General features: G+C 68.0%; 16 protein-coding genes. 7 read left to right on the top strand and 9 right to left on the bottom strand.

Going from position 1 to position 20,450, the window contains the following annotated elements; all coding sequences use genetic code 11:
• Positions 1-69: 69 nt before the first annotated feature.
• The 3 genes from AC6CHL_RS12750 to AC6CHL_RS12740 all read right to left on the bottom strand — a co-directional run bounded on the left by AC6CHL_RS12750 (position 70) and on the right by AC6CHL_RS12740 (position 3,073).
• Positions 70-1,518 carry an ExeM/NucH family extracellular endonuclease gene (locus tag AC6CHL_RS12750; protein WP_498294639.1) on the bottom strand — a complete coding sequence of 483 codons (1,449 nt, stop codon included), beginning with the start codon at positions 1,516-1,518 and terminating at the stop codon, positions 70-72.
• A gap of 316 nt (positions 1,519-1,834) precedes the next feature.
• The gene (locus AC6CHL_RS12745; protein WP_038691161.1) at positions 1,835-2,353 is read right to left on the bottom strand and encodes a c-type cytochrome; all 519 of its coding nucleotides are present in this window, start codon (positions 2,351-2,353) and stop codon (positions 1,835-1,837) included.
• A gap of 114 nt (positions 2,354-2,467) precedes the next feature.
• Positions 2,468-3,073: a TetR/AcrR family transcriptional regulator gene (locus tag AC6CHL_RS12740; protein ID WP_038691163.1), complete on the bottom strand. Its 606-nt coding sequence runs from the start codon at positions 3,071-3,073 to the stop codon at positions 2,468-2,470.
• Between the two features lie 139 nt (positions 3,074-3,212).
• On the opposite strand from AC6CHL_RS12740, the gene AC6CHL_RS12735 reads away from it, so the two are divergent.
• From AC6CHL_RS12735 to AC6CHL_RS12725, 3 genes are all read left to right on the top strand, one after another.
• Positions 3,213-4,376 (top strand): isovaleryl-CoA dehydrogenase, encoded by a 1,164-nt coding sequence (locus tag AC6CHL_RS12735; RefSeq protein WP_038691165.1) that lies wholly within the window; start codon positions 3,213-3,215, stop codon positions 4,374-4,376.
• Positions 4,377-4,385: 9 nt separating this feature from the next.
• Positions 4,386-5,996 (top strand): carboxyl transferase domain-containing protein, encoded by a 1,611-nt coding sequence (locus AC6CHL_RS12730; protein WP_038691167.1) that lies wholly within the window; start codon positions 4,386-4,388, stop codon positions 5,994-5,996.
• 63 nt (positions 5,997-6,059) lie between these two features.
• Entirely contained in the window at positions 6,060-8,042 is a 1,983-nt protein-coding gene (locus AC6CHL_RS12725) for an acetyl/propionyl/methylcrotonyl-CoA carboxylase subunit alpha (RefSeq protein WP_498294636.1), read from the top strand.
• 7 nt (positions 8,043-8,049) lie between these two features.
• Here the strand turns inward: AC6CHL_RS12725 and AC6CHL_RS12720 are convergent, their stop codons facing one another.
• Positions 8,050-9,219 carry a putative peptide maturation dehydrogenase gene (locus AC6CHL_RS12720; RefSeq protein ID WP_038691169.1) on the bottom strand — a complete coding sequence of 390 codons (1,170 nt, stop codon included), beginning with the start codon at positions 9,217-9,219 and terminating at the stop codon, positions 8,050-8,052.
• A gap of 145 nt (positions 9,220-9,364) precedes the next feature.
• Between AC6CHL_RS12720 and AC6CHL_RS12715 the strand changes: the two genes are divergently transcribed.
• Entirely contained in the window at positions 9,365-9,673 is a 309-nt protein-coding gene (locus AC6CHL_RS12715) for an NHLP-related RiPP peptide (protein ID WP_038691171.1), read from the top strand.
• Here AC6CHL_RS12715 and AC6CHL_RS12710 read toward each other — a convergent pair.
• From AC6CHL_RS12710 to aceB, 4 genes are all read right to left on the bottom strand, one after another.
• The gene (locus AC6CHL_RS12710; RefSeq protein ID WP_081797283.1) at positions 9,627-12,158 is read right to left on the bottom strand and encodes a putative peptide modification system cyclase; all 2,532 of its coding nucleotides are present in this window, start codon (positions 12,156-12,158) and stop codon (positions 9,627-9,629) included. The two genes, AC6CHL_RS12715 and AC6CHL_RS12710, sit on opposite strands and share 47 nt — an antisense overlap.
• Before the next feature lie 16 nt (positions 12,159-12,174).
• The gene (locus AC6CHL_RS12705) at positions 12,175-13,218 is read right to left on the bottom strand and encodes a GGDEF domain-containing protein (protein ID WP_498294634.1); all 1,044 of its coding nucleotides are present in this window, start codon (positions 13,216-13,218) and stop codon (positions 12,175-12,177) included.
• Between the two features lie 259 nt (positions 13,219-13,477).
• Complete coding sequence (aceA, locus tag AC6CHL_RS12700) at positions 13,478-14,770, bottom strand: isocitrate lyase (RefSeq protein ID WP_498294633.1); 1,293 nt, start codon at positions 14,768-14,770, stop codon at positions 13,478-13,480.
• 216 nt (positions 14,771-14,986) lie between these two features.
• Positions 14,987-16,636 (bottom strand): malate synthase A, encoded by a 1,650-nt coding sequence (gene aceB / locus AC6CHL_RS12695; RefSeq protein WP_038691177.1) that lies wholly within the window; start codon positions 16,634-16,636, stop codon positions 14,987-14,989.
• A 106-nt stretch (positions 16,637-16,742) separates the two neighbouring features.
• Between aceB and AC6CHL_RS12690 the strand changes: the two genes are divergently transcribed.
• The 3 genes from AC6CHL_RS12690 to AC6CHL_RS12680 are packed head-to-tail and all read left to right on the top strand — an operon-like array spanning position 16,743 to position 19,133.
• The gene (locus AC6CHL_RS12690; RefSeq protein ID WP_038691179.1) at positions 16,743-17,708 is read left to right on the top strand and encodes a LysR family transcriptional regulator; all 966 of its coding nucleotides are present in this window, start codon (positions 16,743-16,745) and stop codon (positions 17,706-17,708) included.
• A gap of 13 nt (positions 17,709-17,721) precedes the next feature.
• Positions 17,722-18,627, top strand: coding sequence for a LysR substrate-binding domain-containing protein (locus tag AC6CHL_RS12685; RefSeq protein ID WP_498294632.1), 906 nt, complete (start codon positions 17,722-17,724; stop codon positions 18,625-18,627).
• A 50-nt stretch (positions 18,628-18,677) separates the two neighbouring features.
• Positions 18,678-19,133, top strand: a complete 456-nt coding sequence (locus tag AC6CHL_RS12680; RefSeq protein ID WP_498294630.1) for a hypothetical protein — start codon at positions 18,678-18,680, stop codon at positions 19,131-19,133.
• A gap of 21 nt (positions 19,134-19,154) precedes the next feature.
• Here the strand turns inward: AC6CHL_RS12680 and AC6CHL_RS12675 are convergent, their stop codons facing one another.
• On the bottom strand, positions 19,155-20,426 hold the full coding sequence (locus tag AC6CHL_RS12675) for an MFS transporter (RefSeq protein WP_463600153.1): 1,272 nt from the start codon (positions 20,424-20,426) through the stop codon (positions 19,155-19,157).
• Between the last annotated feature and the right edge of the window lie 24 nt (positions 20,427-20,450).

Genomic DNA, 20,450 nt, shown 5'->3' with positions numbered 1-20,450 from the left:
TTTACGCGGTCAGGCGCAGCTACGCATGGCGTGGCTCTACCCCTCGGGTCGCTTGGTTACGCGAATCGATCAGCGGTCGAAGCCGAGCAGCAGCGGGTCGTGGTCCGAACTGCGCCACGGGCCTTTTTCATTGCGGTCGCGGTAACCCACATCGTCGGCTTCGTCGGCGTTGGTGTGCCATTCGGCGGCACCGCGCAGGCGCGCGGCCATGCCCGGGCTGAGCAGGGCGTGGTCGAGGCGGCCGCTCATGCCGTTGTAGACGTAGCTGTAGGGGCGCTCGATCTTGGCCACGGCAAACGCGTCGCGCCAGCCGGCGTCGTGCAGGGTGCGGATCGGGTCTTCCATCGCGTACGCATTGAAGTCGCCTAGCAGGACGGCGTCGCTGCCGCCGGTGCCGGTGGGATCGGTGCGCAGCCACTGGTCGAGCAGCTTGGCCGATGCGACCCGGGTAGCGTTCCAGCAGGCCTGGTCGTCCTTCTGGTCGGCATCGGCGCCGGTGGCGTCGGAGCAGCCCTTGGACTTGAAGTGGTTGGCTACCACCACGAACGGGGCGCCCTTGCCCGCACGGAATGCCTGGGCCAGGGGCACGCGGCTGTGCGGGCCGAACGGACCCTGCTCGAGGGTGGCCGGCGCGCCCACCGGCGTAACCCGCGAGGCGCGGTAGATGATGCCGACCCGGATCGGGTTTTCGCCCGGGCCCTTGCCGGCGTCGATGAAGCGCCAGTCGGCGCCGGCGCCACGGTCGGCGTTGAGCGCGTCGACCAGTTGGGCGATCGCCGACTGCGGGCCGTAGCCGTCGTTTTCCAGTTCCATCAGCGCGGCGACATCGGCGCCGAGGGCGTTGATGGTGGTCACCAGCTTGGCCTTCTGCGCCTGGTGTTCGGCCAGGGTGCGAGCGCCGCGCAGGGTCGGGAAACCGCCGCCCTGGCCATCGCCGTTGAAGAAGTTTTCCAGATTGAAGGCGGCCACGTGCAGGCTGCCGGGCACGACCGGCACCGCCGGGCGGTCGAGCTGGGGCAGCACCAGCGGGCGGGTCACCTGCAGGCGCGGGGTGCCCTTGGCGTCGATGCGCACGATGCCTTCGACGTTGCGCAGCAGCATGCCGGTGCGCAGGTCCGCATTGGCCGGCAGGTAGGCCACCGGGCCGGGATCGCGTGCGTCGCTGCCGTCATCGAGCACCAGGCGGCGGTGCGCGTTGTCGGCCGTTACCTGGGCATGGCCGGCGCTGCGCGGCGCGGCCACTTCGCTGGGCTGCCAGAGGCGGCCATCGAAGGCCACGCTGAGTTCGCCGAAGCGGGCCAGGCCGTCCGTGCCGGCCAAGGTCAGCGGCGCGGCGATGCGCACCTTCTGGCCGTCCAGGGTGCGCCAGTCGGTGGGCGGCGCGGTCAGGGTGATGCTGGCCGACGCGGTGGCTGCGGCCGGGCGCGCCTGCGGCGCGGTAGCGGGCTGCGGCTGGGCGGCGTGGACTACGCCGGACAAGGCCAGCGCAAGGGCGAACACAAGCGGGGAACGACGCATCGGTGGGGCGACTCCGGAAAGGGGCGATACAAGTGTGGGGGCGAAAGATGACCCGCCAGCGACCGGCGACGATGGTAGCAATGCAACGCCGCTACCGCCCGGGGGCGGTGTGGGTGGGTGCGCGGGATGGGTGGAAGCCGTCGGATTACCGGACGACGGGGATCACCGGACGACGAGGGTCGGCAGACGCCGGTAGAGCCGACCGTTGGTCGGCTGCTCCGGGGTAGCCGACCAACGATGGGGTCCACGGGGCGTTCTGGCAGCCGACCAACGGTCGGCTCTACCGGGCGTTCTGGCAGCCGACCAACGGTCGGCTCTACCGGAGGTTGGCCAGCATCCAGTCGACGGTGACGTGGATCTGCTCTTCGGTGAGCGCCGGGTTGCCACCCTTGGGCGGCATGATGCCGCCGTCCGGACCGGTGTAGCCCTCCAGCGCGTGCTTGTAGAGGGTGTCCTTGCCCTGGGCGATGCGCGCATCCCAATGGCTGTGGTCCAGGGTGGGGGCGTTGCCCACGCCGTTGGTGTGGCAGGCGGTGCAGAGGTTGTCGAAGATCACCTTGCCGTCGGTGGTGCCGCCGTAGGCGACCTGCGAGGCCGCCTTGGCCAGCGCCGCGGCTTTGGCGGCGGCCTGGGCTGCCGCGCCGGTGCTGCCGGCATAGACCGCCCCAGCCGGGGCGATGCGCTGTTCGGTACGCTTGGCCGCCATGGGCGAGACTTCAGCGGGAATGCTGGTGTGCAGGTATGCGGCGAAAACGATCAGGCCGAGCGTGATGGCCACCAATAATGCGATGACCATGGAAAAGCGTTTCAGGAACTCGAGGTCGTAATTCCGCACTCTCTTTACCCCTGGCTGGTAGTCGTTGGACCACGGCTTGTCGCCCGAGTATGACCAGCGTCAGCGGGGCTCTGCAAGCCGCCGCTTTCTATCGCAATGCAGCATGGGCCCGGCTCAGGCGCCGGCGGCCCTTAGGCAGAAAACGCAGATCGACTCCACCAGCAGGTCTTCGTCGCCGTGCGCGTCGCGGCTGGGCGCAGTCGGCCCGACCAGCGCCTCGGTGAAGGCACCGACGATGCAGGCCGCCGCCACGTGGGTGTCCTGCGGCGGGAACGTGCCCGCTTCAATGCCTTCGGCAACGATGCGGCGGAACACCTCGCCGAACAGGCGGCGGCAGCGGATGCGCTCGGCCTCCACCTCCGGGTCGACCGGTTCGGCGATGAACGCATAGGCCAGCCCGGGGCCGGCCAGCGCGCGCCGCACGAAGGCGGTGATGGCCCGGCGCAGCCGCTCGGGCGCCGGCAGCGGCTCGGCGGCAATCGCCTCGAAGATGCGCAGCTCGTGCTCGACCGCGGCGGTGAGCACCTCCACGAACAGCTCGGCCTTGGACGGGAAGTGGCGGTAGATCAGCCCGGTGGACACCCCGGCCTCGGCCGCAACCGCGGTGACCGGCGCATTGCGGTAGCCGCCGGCGGCCACCAGCGCACGGGTGGCCAGCAGGATCCGTTCACGGGCGCCTGCCAGGCGTTCTTCCATCAGTGCTGAGCGTTTGTAGGCCATTTGTTGATTCTATGTTCAATTTTTGAATTTGTATTCACTTCTTCCGCGAACCCCGCTACGCTGGGCCATATCGCCCGCGGGACGGCTGGTGCCGTCCACCCCAACCGGCGCGCCCATCCAGCAGTTGCGGAGTCGCCCCATGCACGTTCCCACCATGAATTTCGATCTCGGTGAAGAGATCGACCTGCTGCGCCAGAGCGTGGCCCATTTTGCCTCGGTCGAGATCGCGCCGTTGGCCGCCCAGGCCGATGAAGAGAATCTGTTCCCGCATGCGCTGTGGCGCAAGCTCGGCGAGCAGGGACTGCTCGGGCTGACCGTGGAAGAAGAATACGGCGGCAGCGGCATGGGCTACCTGGCCCACGTGGTGGCGATGGAAGAGATTTCGCGTGCCTCCGGCGGCATCGGCCTGTCCTACGGGGCGCACTCCAACCTGTGCGTGAACCAGCTGCGCAAGAACGGCAACGAAGACCAGAAGCAGCGCTTCCTGCCCGGCCTGTGCAGCGGCGAGAAGGTCGGCGCGCTGGCCATGAGCGAACCCGGCGCCGGCTCGGACGTGGTGTCGATGAAGCTGCGCGCCGACAAGCGCGGCGACCACTACGTGCTCAACGGCAACAAGATGTGGATCACCAACGGCCCCGATGCCGACGTGCTGGTGGTCTACGCCAAGACCGACGTGGAGGCCGGCGCCAAGGGCATCACCGCGTTCCTGGTCGAGAAGGGCATGAAGGGCTTCTCCACCGCGCAGAAGCTGGACAAGCTGGGCATGCGTGGCTCCAACACCTGCGAACTGGTGTTCGAGGACTGCGAAGTGCCCGAAGAAAACGTGCTCGGCGCGGTCGGCGGCGGCGTGAACGTACTGATGTCCGGCCTGGACTTCGAGCGCGTGGTGCTGTCCGGTGGCCCGCTGGGCCTGATGGCCGCGGCCATGGACGTGGTGATGCCCTACGTGCACGAGCGCAAGCAGTTTGGCCAGGCCATCGGCACCTTCCAGCTGATGCAGGCCAAGCTGGCCGACATGTACGTGGGCCTCAACGCCTGCCGTGCGTATGTGTATGCGGTGGCACGCGCCTGCGACCAGGGCCGCACCACCCGCCAGGACGCTGCCGGTGCGATCCTGTATTCGGCCGAGAAGGCCACCTGGCTGACCGGCCAGGCGATCCAGGTACTGGGCGGCAACGGCTACATCAACGAGTACCCGACCGGGCGGCTGTGGCGCGATGCCAAGCTGTATGAAATCGGCGCGGGCACCTCGGAAATCCGCCGCATGCTGATCGGTCGCGAACTGTTCCAGCGCACCAAGTAAGGGAAGGCCATGAGCGTATTGAGCAGCCAGCTGCAACCGGGCAGTGATGTTTTCGAGGCCAACCGCACTGCCCTGCAGGCGGTGGTCGATGACCTGCGCGCCACCCTGGCGCAGACCGCGCTGGGCGGCAGCGAGGCGGCCCGTGCCAAGCACACCGCGCGCGGCAAGCTGCTGGTGCGCGATCGCATCGATGCGCTGCTCGATGCGGGCAGTGCATTCCTGGAGATCGCGCCGCTGGCCGCACACGGCATGTACGGCGACCCCATCCCCAGCGCGGGCGTGGTGGCCGGCATCGGCCGGGTGTCGGGCGTGGAGTGCGTGATCGTGGCCAACGACGCTACCGTCAAGGGCGGCACCTACTACCCGATGACGGTCAAGAAGCACCTGCGCGCGCAGGAAGTGGCCGAGCAGAACCGCCTGCCCTGCATCTACCTGGTGGATTCGGGCGGCGCGTTCCTGCCACTGCAGGACGAGGTGTTCCCGGACCGCGACCATTTCGGCCGGATCTTCTACAACCAGGCCAACCTGTCCGCACAGGGCATCCCGCAGATCGCCTGCGTGATGGGCAGCTGCACCGCCGGCGGTGCGTATGTGCCGGCGATGAGCGATGAAACGGTGATCGTGCGTGAGCAGGGCACCATCTTCCTCGGCGGTCCGCCACTGGTGAAGGCAGCCACCGGCGAAGTGGTGACAGCCGAAGAACTGGGCGGTGCCGACGTGCACACGCGCATCTCCGGCGTGGCCGACCACATGGCCGACAACGACCTGCAGGCGCTGGCCCGGGTCCGCGCGATCATCGCCCAGCTCAACTGGCGCAAGCCCGAGCCGGCCCTGGCCGTGCAGGCCGCGGTGGAACCGCGCTACCCGGCCAACGAGTTGTATGGCGTGATCCCCGCCGACACGCGCAAGCCGTACGACGTGCGCGAAGTGATCATGCGCCTCGTCGACGACTCGCGCTTCGACGAATTCAAGCCGCGCTACGGCAACACCCTGGTGACCGGCTTCGCGCACCTGCACGGCTATCCGGTGGGCATCATCGCCAACAACGGCATCCTGTTCTCCGAGTCCGCGCTGAAGGGCGCGCACTTCATCGAACTGTGCACCCAGCGCGGCATTCCGCTGGTGTTCCTGCAGAACATCACCGGGTTCATGGTGGGCCGCAAGTACGAACACGGCGGCATCGCCAAGGACGGGGCCAAGCTGGTGATGGCGGTGGCCTGCGCCAAGGTGCCCAAGTTCACCGTGGTCATCGGCGGTTCGTTCGGCGCCGGCAACTACGGCATGTGCGGCCGCGCCTATTCGCCCAACTTCCTGTGGATGTGGCCGAACGCGCGCATCGGCGTGATGGGCGGCGAGCAGGCTGCCAGCGTGTTGGCCACGGTCAAGCGCGACGGCATCGAGGCCAAGGGCGGGCAGTGGTCGGCCGAGGAAGAGGACGGCTTCAAGGCGCCCATCCGCGACCAGTTCGAACAGCAGGGCCATCCCTACTACGCCAGCGCGCGGTTGTGGGACGACGGCGTGATCGATCCGGCCGATACCCGCCGCGTGCTGGGCCTGGCGTTGTCGGCCAGCCTCAACGCACCGGCACGGAAAACCGACTTCGGCGTGTTCCGCATGTAAGGCACGTGCGGCACCGCTGGGTGCCGCCCCTTCTTCGCCATTGGCCCGCGCAACGAGACTCCCATGTTCACCAAGATCCTGATTGCCAACCGCGGCGAAATCGCCTGCCGCGTCATCGCTACCTGCCAGCGCCTGGGCATCGCCACCGTGGCGGTGTATTCGGATGCCGACCGCAACGCGCGCCACGTGCGCCTGGCCGACGAGGCCATCGCGATCGGCCCGGCGCCGGCCCGCGAGAGCTACCTGCGCGCCGACGCCATCCTCGACGCCGCCCGCCGCACCGGCGCGCAGGCGATCCACCCCGGTTACGGGTTCCTGTCCGAGAACGCCGGTTTCGCCCAGGCCTGTGCCGAGGCGGGCATCGTCTTCATCGGTCCGTCGGCCGATGCGATCCGCGCGATGGGCGACAAGAGCGCGGCCAAGGCGCTGATGCAGCAGGCCGGCGTGCCGCTGACCCCGGGTTACCACGGCGATGACCAGGATCCGCCGTTCCTGCGCGCCCAGGCCGACGCGATCACCTACCCGGTGTTGATCAAGGCCAGCGCCGGTGGCGGTGGCAAGGGCATGCGCCGCGTGGAAGACAGCGCCGACTTCATCGAATCGCTGGCCAGCTGCCAGCGCGAGGCGCAGGCCGCGTTCGGCAACGCGCACGTGCTGGTGGAGAAGTACGTCGAGCGCCCGCGTCATATCGAAATCCAGGTGTTCGGCGACAGCCACGGCAACGTGGTGTACCTGTTCGAGCGCGACTGCTCGGTGCAGCGCCGCCACCAGAAGGTGCTGGAAGAAGCGCCCGCGCCCGGCATGACCGCCGAGCGCCGCGCCGCGATGGGCAAGGCCGCGGTGGACGCCGCGCGCGCGGTGAACTACGTGGGCGCCGGCACGGTGGAATTCATTGCCGCCCCCAACGGCGATTTCTTCTTCATGGAAATGAACACCCGCCTGCAGGTGGAGCACCCGGTTACCGAGTGCATCACCGGCACCGACCTGGTGGAATGGCAGCTGCGCGTGGCCAGCGGGGAACCGCTGCCGCTGCAGCAGGACCAGCTGCAGATCCGCGGCCATGCGCTGGAAGCGCGGCTGTATGCCGAAGACGCCGACCGCGGCTTCCTGCCGTCCACCGGCACCCTGCGCCACCTGCGCCTGCCGGCCAACACCGCGCACGTGCGCGTGGACGCGGGCGTGGAACAGGGCGATGCGATCACCCCGTTCTACGACCCGATGATTGGCAAGCTGATCGTGTGGGACGTGGACCGCGACGCGGCGCTGCGCCGCATGCAGCAGGCACTGGCCGAGTGCGAAGTGGTCGGCGTGACCACCAATGCCGCGTTCCTGCGCCGGCTGGTGATGACCGATTCATTCGCCCACGCGGACCTGGATACGGCGCTGATCGAGCGCGAGCAGGCCGCGCTGGCGCCCAGCGCCGATAGCGGCAGCCCGACGCTGTGGGCGCTGGCCGCCATTGCCGCGGTCGGCAGCCAGGCCGCCGCCAGCGTGGACGCACGCGACCCGCATTCGCCGTGGCAGCGGCAGGATGGCTGGCGGCTGGGCGCACGCGCCCCGCATGCGCTCAGCCTTGAATACCGTGGCACCGCGCAGGCGGTGACCGCGCTGGAACACGACGGCACCTGGTCGGTGACCGTCGGGGACGCGCGGGTGCTCGCCCACGGCGCGCTCGACGGCGACATCCTGCGCGTGCAGACCGGCGATGCGCTGCACCGTGCCCGCGTGGTCCGCGACGGCAACGAGGTGTACCTGTTCGGCACCGAGGGCGCGCAGCGCTTCACCCTGCATGACCCGGTCAGCGAAGCCGACCAGGCCGTGGCCGATGCCGGCAGCCTGCTGGCACCGATGCCCGGCCGCATCGTTGCCACGGTGGTGACGCCCGGCACGAAGGTCAAGCGCGGTGCGCCGCTGCTGGTGCTGGAGGCGATGAAGATGGAACACACCCTGCAGGCACCGGCTGACGGCGTGGTGCAGGGCTACCGGGTCAAGGCCGGGGACCAGGTGGGCGATGGGGCGGTGCTGGTGGATTTCGAGGCGGACTGAATCCGCCTCACCCGGCCGGCTGCCATACATGGCGTCCTGGGTCGAACTCGCTGGTGGTCATCTGTTCACTGCGCAGCCCGATGCCGCAGATGGCCATCGGGCTCTGCTGCATCGGATCCAGCCCCAACGCCTGCTCGATGTCCTGCTCGTTGATTGCGGCCGTAACAAAGGCACCGAGCCCCTGTTCGGTGGCACAGCTCAGCAGCAGTTGGGAGACGTGGCCGACATCCAGAATGACGGCGCGGTAGGCCTTGGGGTGTTGGCGGTACTTCCAGAACGTACGGGCAAAGCGCGGCGCGAGAATCAGCAACACGTGCGCGTTGGCGAACCAGTCCTGGCCAGCCACGAAACGCCGTGCCAGTGCATCGCCGGAGGCTGTCCGGCTGCACGTCGGGCTGAGCGCATGGGCGCCGGGATGGTAGTGATAGAGCCCCGCTTCCAGCCCATCCACATCCTGGACCAGCAGATAGGCGTCAGTAGGATGTAGTCCACCAGCAGACGGCACGTTTTTCTTGAGAAAGACGGCCTGCTCGCCTTCGCGCTGCTCGCCGTGGCTGGCCAGCGTCCGCCACAGCAGCTGAGACAGCGCGGCCAGGTCCAGCGCGCGGGTGCGGTCGAAGTTGCGGCAGGTCGCACGGCGCTTGAGCCAGGCGTCAAAAGGGACCTGGACCGGGGGCGGCAGCGCAACCGCGTCGGGACCGGGGTCGAACATAGCCGCAGGCGGCGCGCCCAGCCGCGCGCACAGGCCCGCAGCGGTCTCCATACCGGCCTCGCGCAAGGCCTCTACGCTATCCTGATTTTCCCAGCGCGCCAGCCGGTGCATCACGGCGGCGGGCGTCCACCATGCACTCGCAGTAAGCGCGTGTTCGTCCTGCAGTGCAGCGGTAGGTGGGCTGTCGTCGCGAAAGGTCAGGCCCGCCGCCACCAGCCGCTCCAGCACCACCATTGCGTCCGGCGTGTCCGGTGCGGACCATCGCTCGGGGGAGAGACGGCCGAGTGCAAGCAGCATCGCCTCATCCAGCGCGACCGGTACCGGCAGGTGCGGCGCCAGCGCGACCCACTGCATCGTCGAGGTCACCGAGGTCCCGCCGGCAAGCAGGTCAGCCATGGAATACTGCTCAACCATTCGAGGTTCGGTCATCAATTGGCTGCAGCGGCGGTAGCGGGCGGGAGGCATACGGGTTACCAGTAGGAAGTTGCAGGAAGAATGTCGGCCGACAACGGCTATTCTTGCGCCTCAAGCTGTTGCTGCATCAGCCGCTACCTGCAAAGGCGCCGCTCCTGGACGCCGTCCCCAACCCGCCGCCTATGAGTGCTTTTCCATGACCCCGGATCTCCCCCTTCTTTCTCCCGAGCAGGCCCTGCAGTTGCTGGACCTTTTGTCCAGCGACGATGACTTCCGCAGTGTTTTCCATGCCTCGCCGGCAAAGGCGCTCGAGCGCATCGCACCGGACGTGGCGGCGGCGTGCGGAAGCTGCGCGACACAGGGCCCGCTGGCCAGCAAGGAAGAGTTCCAGCTGTCGCGCGCGCGGCTGGTCGAGCGGCTGAGCTCGAAGGCCATTTTCCGTGTGCCGCATTGCTTTGTCAGCGGAGAGATCGACGCGCAGCTGAGGCATCCGCCTGCCCCGTAACAACACGCTGGCCTGGCGTTTCCTGCAAGCGCGCCATGCGGAGATCGTGGGTGTTGAACACCTGCAGCACGTAAGATCCCGCGCTCTCCGCATACGCCCGGCCGGCCTGCGCCAGCAGCCATTTGCGCGCATCCTGTTGCTGGGTGCCGGCCTGGCCTGCCAACGCCTGCCAAAGCACCACGCGTGCCTGGTAGAGCTCGGTACCATCCAATAGCGGCTGCAGCCGTTTCACGGCTTGTTCCTGTTGCCCGGCCAACCGCTCGCCATTGGCTTCGACGATCGTAATCAGTTCAGCGCATCGCGCATCGTTGAGTGCCTTCGACGCCGTGCGCAGCGGCTCCAGAAGACGCACAGCCACCTCAGGGTGACCGGCACGCTGCGCGCCGTACACGGTAGCGGCCGCCATGAACAACCAGTCCTGCCGGTCATTGCCCTTCGTATCTGTTGCCAGCCGCAAAAGCTCACGGGCCTTCTTCTCGAAGACCTTGGCAGTGGTCGGCTTATCGGTCGCCACGCCCAGCATCAGACCCTGAAGGTCAAACAACTCACACGCCAATCCGCCGTCACCGCAGTTTGCCCGCGCGTGCTTGTTGACCTTCCAGGCACGTCCGGCATCACCAGCATCGATGGCAACGGCGACGCCCTCCAACCCGCTGCTCAGTTCATCCTCCGGCTCGCCTTCGATCATGCGCATCGCAGCGGGGATATCGCCGGATGCAGCCGTGGCGGCGATCACATGGCGGTTGCTGGTCCAGCGACCGAGCTTGGCGGACACACGATAACTCTCCAGCGCATCGCCAAAGCGGTTCTGTGCCAGCTGCGCGCGCCCGACGTCCTGCCAGGCAATGGACTGGAGGGCATTGGAGGACACCGCCGCCCGCCGTGCCGCCGCTTCGGATTCGACATAGTGGCCCAATGTCTGCATGGCCCACGCGTAGTTGGCAAAGGCGCCGTGGTAGTCAGGGTAAAGGTCCGCCAGCAACTTCCACTTTGCCGCAACGTCCTCCACGCGCCCGCCGCGCAGCTCTACTGCCCAGGCATCCAGATAGAGACGGTCGCGACCCGGAAGGCGCGTGCGAATGGCGGTTGCCTTGTCGAGCATGGCCCGGGCCTGGTCCAGATCGCCTTTCAACACATCGATCCGCATCAACCCAAGGTAGGCGAACGCAAAGGAGGGATCAAAGCGGGTGGCCTGATCGAAGTAGCGGGTCGCCTCGGCATAGTGGCCATCGCCGTATGCCTGCAAACCAACCGCATAGGCATGGAGGGCGTCCAGATCGGTGGTGGCCACCTGGGGCAGCGGCAGCGAGGTCTGCGAGACCTGCTGCAGCGCTTCCCCCAGCTCCTTGCGCAACGCAGCGGTCACTGAATCGGTGGAGGCGAACAGCGAGTTCAAACCTCGGTCCTCAGCCGACGTGGACCACACGACCTTGCGGCTCACCGGGTCAACCAGCTGCGCAGTGACACGGAGTCGACCACTTACCTCTTCCACCCGCGGTACCACGACGGCGCGTGCGCCTTCTCGACTGGCCACTTCGACGGCTGCATCCAGGTCCAGCGTGGGTCGCTCGCGTTGCATCCGGCCAAGCGCTTCCTCCACTTTAAGGTTGCTCAGCACGTTCACGAAGCGTGACTGTTCCAGGCTGATGCGAAACGCCTGTTCGAACCCGTCATCGAGCAGCATGTTTCCTGACAGGTTCTGCACATCGGCCAGCACCACCCAATCGCGTTCGGCGAAGGCAATGGCGGGCACCGGTCGCAGCAGCGCCCAGCCGGCGACCAGCAATACCGAGGCGATCACCATCTGCACCCCAAGCGCCATCGGCTTGCGCCACCACGGCGTGGAGGGACGGGCCTTGCCGTGGCCGCGTGGCCGACGGAACTGGGCAACGTCGGTTTCCCCGACTTCGAACACTTCCTGGACCGGCTCGACGCCTTTGAATCGCCATCGGCCATGCGAGCGCCACTTCAGACCGTGCGCGCGCTCACCCAGTTCGGAGCTGCTGCGCCGGACCATCGAATCGGCTGCGGCGGACAGCAGGATCTGGCCCGGCCGTGCCAGCTGCATCAACCGCGCCGCCATGGGCTTGGCCAGTCCCTCGACCTCCACCGGCTTGGCACCGTGGGCCACGGCTTCGGCGCTGTTGTTCCACAGGATCACCTCGCCCACGTTCAGGCCGGCCCGGGCGCGCACTTCGAGGCGGCGCTGGGTACCCAGTGCACTGAGGCTGCGCTGGTAGTCCAAGGCAAACCCCAACGCGTCAACAGGCCGCTCGAACAGCAGGAACAGCCCGTCGGAGCGATCGATCAGCTGGCCGTTCCAGCGCTGCTGCAGGTTCAGCACCAAGCGGTCGTGCTCCTGAAACAGCTCTGCCGCGGCCGCATCGCCGATGCGTTCGACCAGGATCAACGAATCGCATAGATCAGTGAACAACAGCGCCCGCATCTGCGGTGCCTGGGTCGACGTTCCGATGTCGCCGTTCATGCCGATCTTCCCCCGATCAGGGTGATGCGGTCGCGGCACGCGACCAGTGCAGCCGGTTGCCGCCCAGGCGCTTGGCCTGGTACAGCGCGTTGTCGGCGCGAGCGTACCACTCGCTCCAGTCGGTGTGGGGCTCGAGCAGGCGCACCCCGATGCTGACCGGGCAGACGTGCGGCACGCCGTGGGCGCGGTCCATCAGGCCGTGCACCGCGCTGAGGATGAACTCGGCGGCGTGCTGCAGGTTGTCGGCGGTCGCCGTGCGCAGCAGCAGGCAGAACTCGTCGCCCCCCAGCCGGCAGGCCAGGTCGGCCTCGGTGGCCACCGAGCGCAGGATGTTGGCCACGCTTTGCAGGACCCGGTCGCCGGCCTGGTGGCCGTGCTCGTCGTTGACCTGCTTGAAGTGGTCGCAGTCGATCAGCAGCAGGCCCTGCGGCGCGCCGTCGGCATGGTTGCGGCAGTCCTGCAGGTACAGGGCCAGCCCACGCCGGTTGTGCAGGCCGGTGAGCTCGTCGGTGCGCACCAGTTCGCGGGTGTGGGTGAGCTGGTGGGTGGTGACGTACAGGTTGTCCAGCGCGGTTTCCAGGTCGTGGTTGCGCCGCCGCAGCTGGCGGATCAGGACCTGTTCGTTGCTGACCACGCGCATGATGGTACGGCGCAGGAAGTACGCGACCAGGCCCGGGTCGCGGTCGACCAGGCGCTGGAAATCGGCGTTGCCCAGTTCCAGCACCACGCTGTCGGTCACCGCGCGCGCGTCGGCGCTGCGCGGATGGTCGCCGATCAACAGGCCCAGTTCGCCGAAGAATTCGTTGGGGCCGAGCGACTTCACCACCAGGTCGTCGCCGAAATCCAGCTCGATGCTGCCGCTCACGACCACATACATGGTGTCGCCGGCTTGACCGCGCTGGAACAGCAGGTCACCGTTGGTCAGGCATTGCTGTTTGCCGAATTCGGCAAACAGCGCGAACTCGGCGTTGCTCAGGATGGCGTGCACGATCTCAGCCATCGCGGTCTCGGCGATGCCTGGTTCCTGTTCGCACACAATCGCCGCAACCTTGCCGGTCATCCCGTGCACCCGCTTCCCAGCGTTCCCCCGGTGAGCCGAGGAGAATAGCACCCCTAAAAAGTGTGCGCCTCATCCCATTTCAGAGCACGGGCGCCGAAATTTCCCGGCCGGCCCGGCACATCTTCCTTCATGACGCGATCCCGGCCTGCCAGCGGCCATCCGGGTCGCCTTCACGCGTCGCCGTGAAACCCACACAAGCCGACGGGCGGTCCCCCGACCGCCCGTCGCCCCGGCCTTCCCTGGCCGCCCTTGGTGATCGTCAGGCCGCCCGTTCGGCGTTGAACTGCTCTTCCTCGGTCGAGCCGCTCAGGGCGGTGGTCGAGGACTGGCCCTGCTGGATCGCCTGGGTGACCGCGTCGAAGTAGCCGGTGCCGACCTCGCGCTGGTGCTTGACCGCCGTGAAGCCGCGGTCGGCGGCGGCGAACTCGGCCTCCTGCAGCTCCACGAAGGCGCTCATCTGGCGGCGGGCGTAGCCGTGGGCCAGGTTGAACATGGAGTAGTTCAGGGCGTGGAAGCCGGCCAGGGTGATGAACTGGAACTTGTAGCCGTACTTGGCAATTTCCTTCTGGAAGGTCGCGATGGTGGCGTCGTCCAGGTTCTTCTTCCAGTTGAAGCTGGGCGAGCAGTTGTAGGCCAGCAGCTTGCCCGGGAACTTGGCATGGATGGCCTCGGCGAACTGGCGGGCGAACGCCAGGTCCGGCTTGCCGGTTTCACACCAGATCAGGTCGGCGTAGGGAGCGTAGGCCAGGCCGCGGCTGATCGCCTGGTCCAGGCCGTTGCGGGTCTTGTAGAAGCCTTCCACGGTCCGCTCGCCGGTGGTGAACGGCTGGTCGTTGCCATCCACGTCGCTGGTCAGCAGGTCGGCGGCTTCGGCATCGGTACGCGCCACCAGCAGGGTGGGCACGCCCATCACGTCGGCGGCCAGGCGCGCGGCGTTGAGCTTCTCGATGGCCTCGCGGGTGGGCACCAGCACCTTGCCGCCCATGTGCCCGCACTTCTTCACCGAGGCCAGCTGGTCTTCGAAGTGCACGCCCGCCGCGCCGGCCTCGATCATCGCCTTCATCAGCTCGAAGGCGTTGAGCACGCCGCCGAAGCCGGCTTCGGCATCGGCCACGATCGGCTGCAGGAAGTCGATGTCGTCCTTGCCTTCGGCGTGGTGCAGCTGGTCGGCACGCAGCAGGGTGTTGTTGATGCGCTTGACCACCGCCGGCACCGAGTCGGCCGGGTACAGCGACTGGTCCGGGTACATCTGGCCGGCCAGGTTGGCGTCAGCGGCCACCTGCCAGCCGGACAGGTAGATGGCGTTCAAGCCGGCCTTCACCTGCTGCATGGCCTGGTTGCCGGTCAGCGCACCGAGTGCGTTGACGAAGTCCTTTTCCTGCAGGTAGGTCCACAGCTTTTCGGCACCCAGCCGCGCCAGCGAATGCTCCACGTGCACGGTGCCGCGCAGGCGCACCACGTCGGCGGCGGTGTAGTTGCGGGTGATCCCGGTCCAGCGCGGGTCGGTGTTCCATGCGTGCTGGATCTGTTCGGCGGTCTGCAGGGTGCTCATGTCGGTTCTCCAGGAAGGGAATGCGGGACGCCGGGCGGCGCCGGGCTGGGGTGGGAAGGGCAGCGGGGCAGAGCCCCGCTCTACGGGGTGTTTCGGCGTAGAGCCGGGCTCTGCCCGGCTAGCGGGGTCCAGGGCAGCGGGGCAGAGCCCCGCTCTACGGGTGTTTCGGTGTAGAGCCGGGCTCTGCCCGGCTGGGCGGGGCCAAATGCGGCGGAATCAGGCGAGGCGGTCGTAGGCCGGCAGGGTCAGGAAGTCGGTCAGGGTGTCGCGGCGGCTGAGTTCGGCCAGCAGTGCGATGGACTCGGGCAGGCGGGCGCTGCCGGGCAGCGCGCGGGTGTCGCCGAGCCGGGTGGGCAGCTGCGCCAGGGTGGCGTCGAGCAGCGCCAGGTCGATGGCGGTGCCGTCGTCCAGGTGCTGGCCGGGGGTGTGCAGCCACTGCCACAGCTGGCTGCGGCTGATTTCGGCGGTGGCCGCGTCTTCCATCAGGTGGTGGATGGGCACGCAGCCGTTGCCGTCCAGCCAGGCAGCCAGGTAGCGCACGCAGACTTCCACATTGCCCTCGAAGCCGGCGCGGGTGATGGTGCCGGTGGGGGCGGCGATCAGTGCGTCGCGGCCCACCTGCACGTCATTGCGCAGCACGTGGTGCTGGTTCGGCGTGGGCATGTGCGCGTCGAAGATCGCCTGGGCAATCGGAATCAGCGCCGGGTGCGCCACCCAGGTGCCGTCGTGCCCGGCGGTCACTTCGCGCAGCTTGTCGGCACGCACCCGCGCCATCGCCTGTTCGTTGGCGGCGGCATCGTGGTTGATCGGGATCTGCGCGGCCATGCCGCCCATGGCATGCGCGCCACGGCGGTGGCAGGTGCGGATCAGCAGTTCCGAATAGGCCTTCAGGAACGGCTGGGTCATGGTCACCTGGCCGCGCTCGGGCAGCACCTTGTCGGCGTGCTGGCGGAAGGTCTTGATGTAGGAAAAAATGTAGTCCCAGCGGCCGCAGTTCAGGCCGACGATGCGGTCGCGCAATGCGTGCAGGATTTCATCCATCTCGAACGCCGCCGGCAGCGTCTCGATCAGCACGGTGACCTTGATCTGGCCATGCGGCAGGCCGAGCATGCCTTCGATGTGCGACAGCGCGGTTTCCCACAGCGCCGCTTCTTCCATCGACTGCAGCTTGGGCAGGTAGAAGTACGGGCCGCGCTGCTTGCACATCAGCGTGCGGGCGTTGTGGAAGGCGAACACCGCCGCGTCGAACAGCCCGCCGGCGATGGCCTGGCCGTCGATGCGCACGTGCTTTTCGTCCAGGTGCCAACCACGCGGCCGCACGATCAGCACCGCCTGTTCGTTGAACGGGCGCAGCGTGTACTGCTTGCCCGGCTTGCCCTCCACCGACGGGCCGGTATGGGTGAGGTCGCCGCGCACCGCGCCGATCAGCGCCTGCTGGCCGGCCAGCAGGTTGGCCCAGGCCGGGGCGGTGGAATCCTCGAAGTCGGCCATGAACACTTTGGCACCGGAGTTCAGCGCGTTGATGACCATCTTCGGGTCGGTCGGCCCGGTGATCTCCACGCGGCGGTCCTGCAGCGCGTCCGGCAGCGGCGCCACGCGCCAGTCTTCGCTGCGGATGTGCGCGGTGTCGGCGCGGAAGTCCGGCACCCCGCCGCCATCGAAGAAGGCCTGGCGGGCCACCCGGGCCTGCAGCCGGCGCTGGCGCTCCGGCTCCACGGCGCGGTGCAGCGACACCAGCAAGGCCAGTACCCCCGCCGGCAGCAGCGCGGACTGGCCGGCAAGCTGGGTGGTCAGCGCGATCCCGGGGGTGGCCGGGGCATCGGCCGGGGTGGGCTGGGCAGTGGCGAAAGCGGCGACGGCGGACATGGCGGGCTCCTGCATTGCGGTAGGCCCCACCGTGCGCCGCCGTACCGTATATGACAAAACAGTTATAGCAATGCTTTACATAAGTTGTGCTTATACTCGTGACGCCATGCCCACACCGCCCGCGCCAAGTCCCCGTTTTTCCTACAAGTCTGACCGGCTCAAGCCGCTGCGGGCGTTCTGCCAGACGGTGCGCCTGGGGTCTGTCTCACGGGCGGCTGAGGCACTGTTTGTCAGCCAGCCGGCCATCAGCCAGCAGTTGCAGGCGCTGGAGCGCGAACTGGGCGTGGATCTGTTCGAGCGCAGCGGGCGCCGCCTGGTGCCCAGCCGCGAGGGTCAGCTGCTGTTCGAGATGGCCTTGCCGCTGGTGGAGAACCTGGACGGGCTGGAGGCCAGTTTCCGCGACAAGGTGAAGGGCCTGGATGCCGGCGAGCTCAACATCGCCGCCAACAGTTCGACCATCCTGTACCTGCTGCCGCGCATCGTGGAGCGCTTCCGCCAACGCCACCCGGACGTGCGCCTGACCCTGCACAACGCGATCAGCGCCGACGGCACCGACCTGCTGCGCAGCGACGCGGCCGACCTGGCGGTGGGTTCGATGACCGACGTGCCGGCCGACCTCAGCTACGCCCCCGCCTACCGCTTCGAGCAGGTATTGATCGCCCCGCCCGGGCATGCGCTGGCGCGCGGCGAGCTCAGTCTGGAGGCGATCTCCCAACACCCCCTGGTGCTGCCCCCCAAGCGCCAGATCACCTACCGGTTGGTCGACCAGGTGTTCCAGCGCCACCGCCTGCCCTACACCGTGGCGCTGGAAGTCGGCGGCTGGGAAGTGATCAAGCAGTACGTGGCGATGGGCATGGGCATCTCGATCGTGCCGGCGCTGTGCCTCAACGATGCCGACCGCGACCGGCTGGTGACGCGCTCGATGAGTGCCTGGTTCCCCGAGCGCAGCTACGGGGTGATCGTGCGCCGCGGGCGTTTCCTGTCGCCCCAGGCGCGTGCCTTCATCGAGCTGATACAGCCGGACCTGTTCAGTCCGCGCAGCTATGATGAAAGCGGTCATTCCGAGCGCTGATGCCTGCCCTGCCATGTCGATCGAACTGCGCCACCTGCGCTATTTCCTGGCCGTCGCCGACACCCTGCATTTCGGCCGCGCTGCCGAGCGCCTGGGCATGTCGCAGCCGCCGCTCAGCCAGCAGATCCGTCAGCTGGAAACACTGCTCGGCGCACGCTTGTTCCTGCGTGCGAACCGCCGCGTGGCGCTGACCGAAGCCGGCCGCGTGCTGCAGGAACAGGCCACGGCGGTGCTCGAGCGCATGGACAAGGCCGTCGACCTCACCCAGCGCGCGCAGCGTGGCGAAACCGGCGAGCTGCGCATCGGGCTGACCCGCGCCACGCCGCTGTCCACGCAGATTCCGCGCGCGATCTTCGCCTACCGCCAGCAGTTTCCGCAGGTGCAGTTGAAGCTGCGCGAGATGAACACCCTGCAGCAGATCGATGCGTTGATGGCCGGTGAGCTCGACGTCGGGCTGATCCGCAAACGTGCTTTGCCGGCGCCATTGATGTCGCGCAAGCTGTTCAGCGATCCGCTGGCGCTGGTGGTGCACGACCAGCATCCGCTGGTGCGGGCGCTGCCGGCTGACGCGTCGGTGGCGCTGCGATTGTTCGCGCACGAACCGTTCGTGGGGTTCCTGCGCGAGGTCGGTGCCGGGATCCACGATCACTTCATCGCGTTGTGCCGCAGCGCGGGCTTCACCCCCCGCATCATCCAGGAGGCCGGCGAGGCCTCGACGCTGATCAGCCTGGCCGCCTCCGGTCTTGGGGTGACCGTGCTGCCCGCCTCGTGCAGCCACATCCAGGTGGACGGCGCGCGCTTCGTGGCACTCAGCGACCGCGCCGCCAGTTCGGAAGTGCACGTGGCCTGCCGACGCGGCACCGCCTCGCCGCTGATCGCACATTTCACCCAACTGCTGCAGGGCCAGGCCCACGGTTGAGCACCGGCGAGGCCAACAGCGGAAGAGACACATCCCATACAAGGACAGCCATGCTGATCGGCGCACCACGTTCCATCTTCAATCCCTACGAGTGGCTGCCTGGGTATGGCGAATCGACGGTGTCCTTCCGCTCCGAAGGCATGGATGTCGTCCTCGAGGTGGCCTACGAAAGAGCGCCGGACGATGAGCGGGATGAGGCGATCACGATGCTGACACGCGAGATACGCTTCAGCCGCGTGCATTCGCTGATCAAACAGCCGTTTCCGGGCAGCACGCTGTTCGCCTTCGACGCAGGATCAGGGCGCTACACGCTGGGTGAGCTGACCGAATTCACCCAGTCCGACTGGGCCGCAGGCAGCCTGGCGGCATGGCGGTCGATCTCGTCCCACACGCCGCCGTCGCTGCGCCACTTCAGCATTCAATTCATGGCGGAGAATGTGGCGTTCCACGTCCTGGCCGAAGACGTTGTGCTGCTGGAGGAGCGCCCCGTCGTGCATACCGGCTAGGCGGTCTGTACGACGCGGCCGTCAGCGGCTCACCGCCAGCGCGGCGCCCGCCGGTTGCACACGTTGCCCCAGCCGCCAGGCGATCACGCCGCCGGTCACTGTCAGCACGCCGACGAAACCGCACACGCCCAGCCAGTCCCAGTGGGTGTAGAACACGCCACCGATGACGCCGGCCACGCTGGACCCCAGGTAATAGGCGAACAGGTACAGCGCCGACGCTTCGGCGCGCAGCGTGCCGGCCCGGCTGCCGACCCAGCTGCTGGCCACCGAGTGCCCGCCGAAGAAGCCGAAGGTGACCAGCGCGATGCCAGCCGCCATGCAGCCCAGCCACGGCAGTGCCAGCAGCACGATGCCCAGTGCGATCAGCCCGTAGCAGATGGCCAGCACGCGGCTGCGACCATGCCGGGTGGCCTGCTGCCCCATCCATGCCGAGCTGAAGGTGCCGACCAGGTACACGCTGAAGATCAGGCCGACCACGGTCTGGCTCAGCCGGTACGGCGGTGCGAGCAGGTGGTAGCCGAGGTAGTTGTAGAGGGTGACGAATACGCCCATCAGCACGAAGGCGGTGGCAAACAGCCACGGCAGGCCGGGGTCGGCGAACAGACGGCCCCAGCGCGCGGGCAGTTCGCGCAGGCCGCTGCGGCGCTGCTGGAAATGGCGCGACGGCGGCAGCTGGATCCACAGCAGCACGGTGCTGAACAGCGCGATCAACGAGACCACGCCGATGCCCCAGCGCCAGCCCCAGTGGTCGGCCACGATGCCCGCGATCAGCCGACCGCTCATGCCGCCAATGGCGTTGCCGCCGATGTACAGGCCCATCGCCAGGCCCAACGCGCGGCTGTCCATTTCTTCGGCCAGGTAGGTCATGCCCACTGCCGGCACGCCGCTCAGCGCGATGCCCAGCAGCGTGCGCAGCACCAGCAGGGTGGACCAGTCGGTGGCCATCGCGGTGGCGACCGACAACACGCTGGAGACCAACAGCGCCGCCACCATCACGCCGCGGCGGCCGATACGGTCGGAGATCAGCCCGGCGATCAGCATCGACACCGCCAGCAGGCCGGTGCTGAGCGACAGGGTCAGCGCGCTGTTGGCCGCCGAGACGCCGAAGTGCCGGCTGAACTCGGGCAGCAGCGGCTGCACCGTGTAGAGCAGGCCGAAGGTGGAGAACCCGGCCAGGAACAGCGCGGCCGCCGTGCGCCGGAAGGCGGGCGTGCCCTGCTGGATCTGGTCTGCCGCTCCCGCCGTGGGGGCTGGGGAGCTGCGGTCGGGAACCGCTGCGGTGTCGCCATTCATGCGGATAGGGCCCGCCTGCGCGGG

This window comes from Stenotrophomonas sp. GQ19, assembly GCF_059758695.1.
The sequence above is the reverse complement of the archived record's forward strand: the minus strand, read 5'-3'. Positions and strand labels throughout refer to the sequence as shown.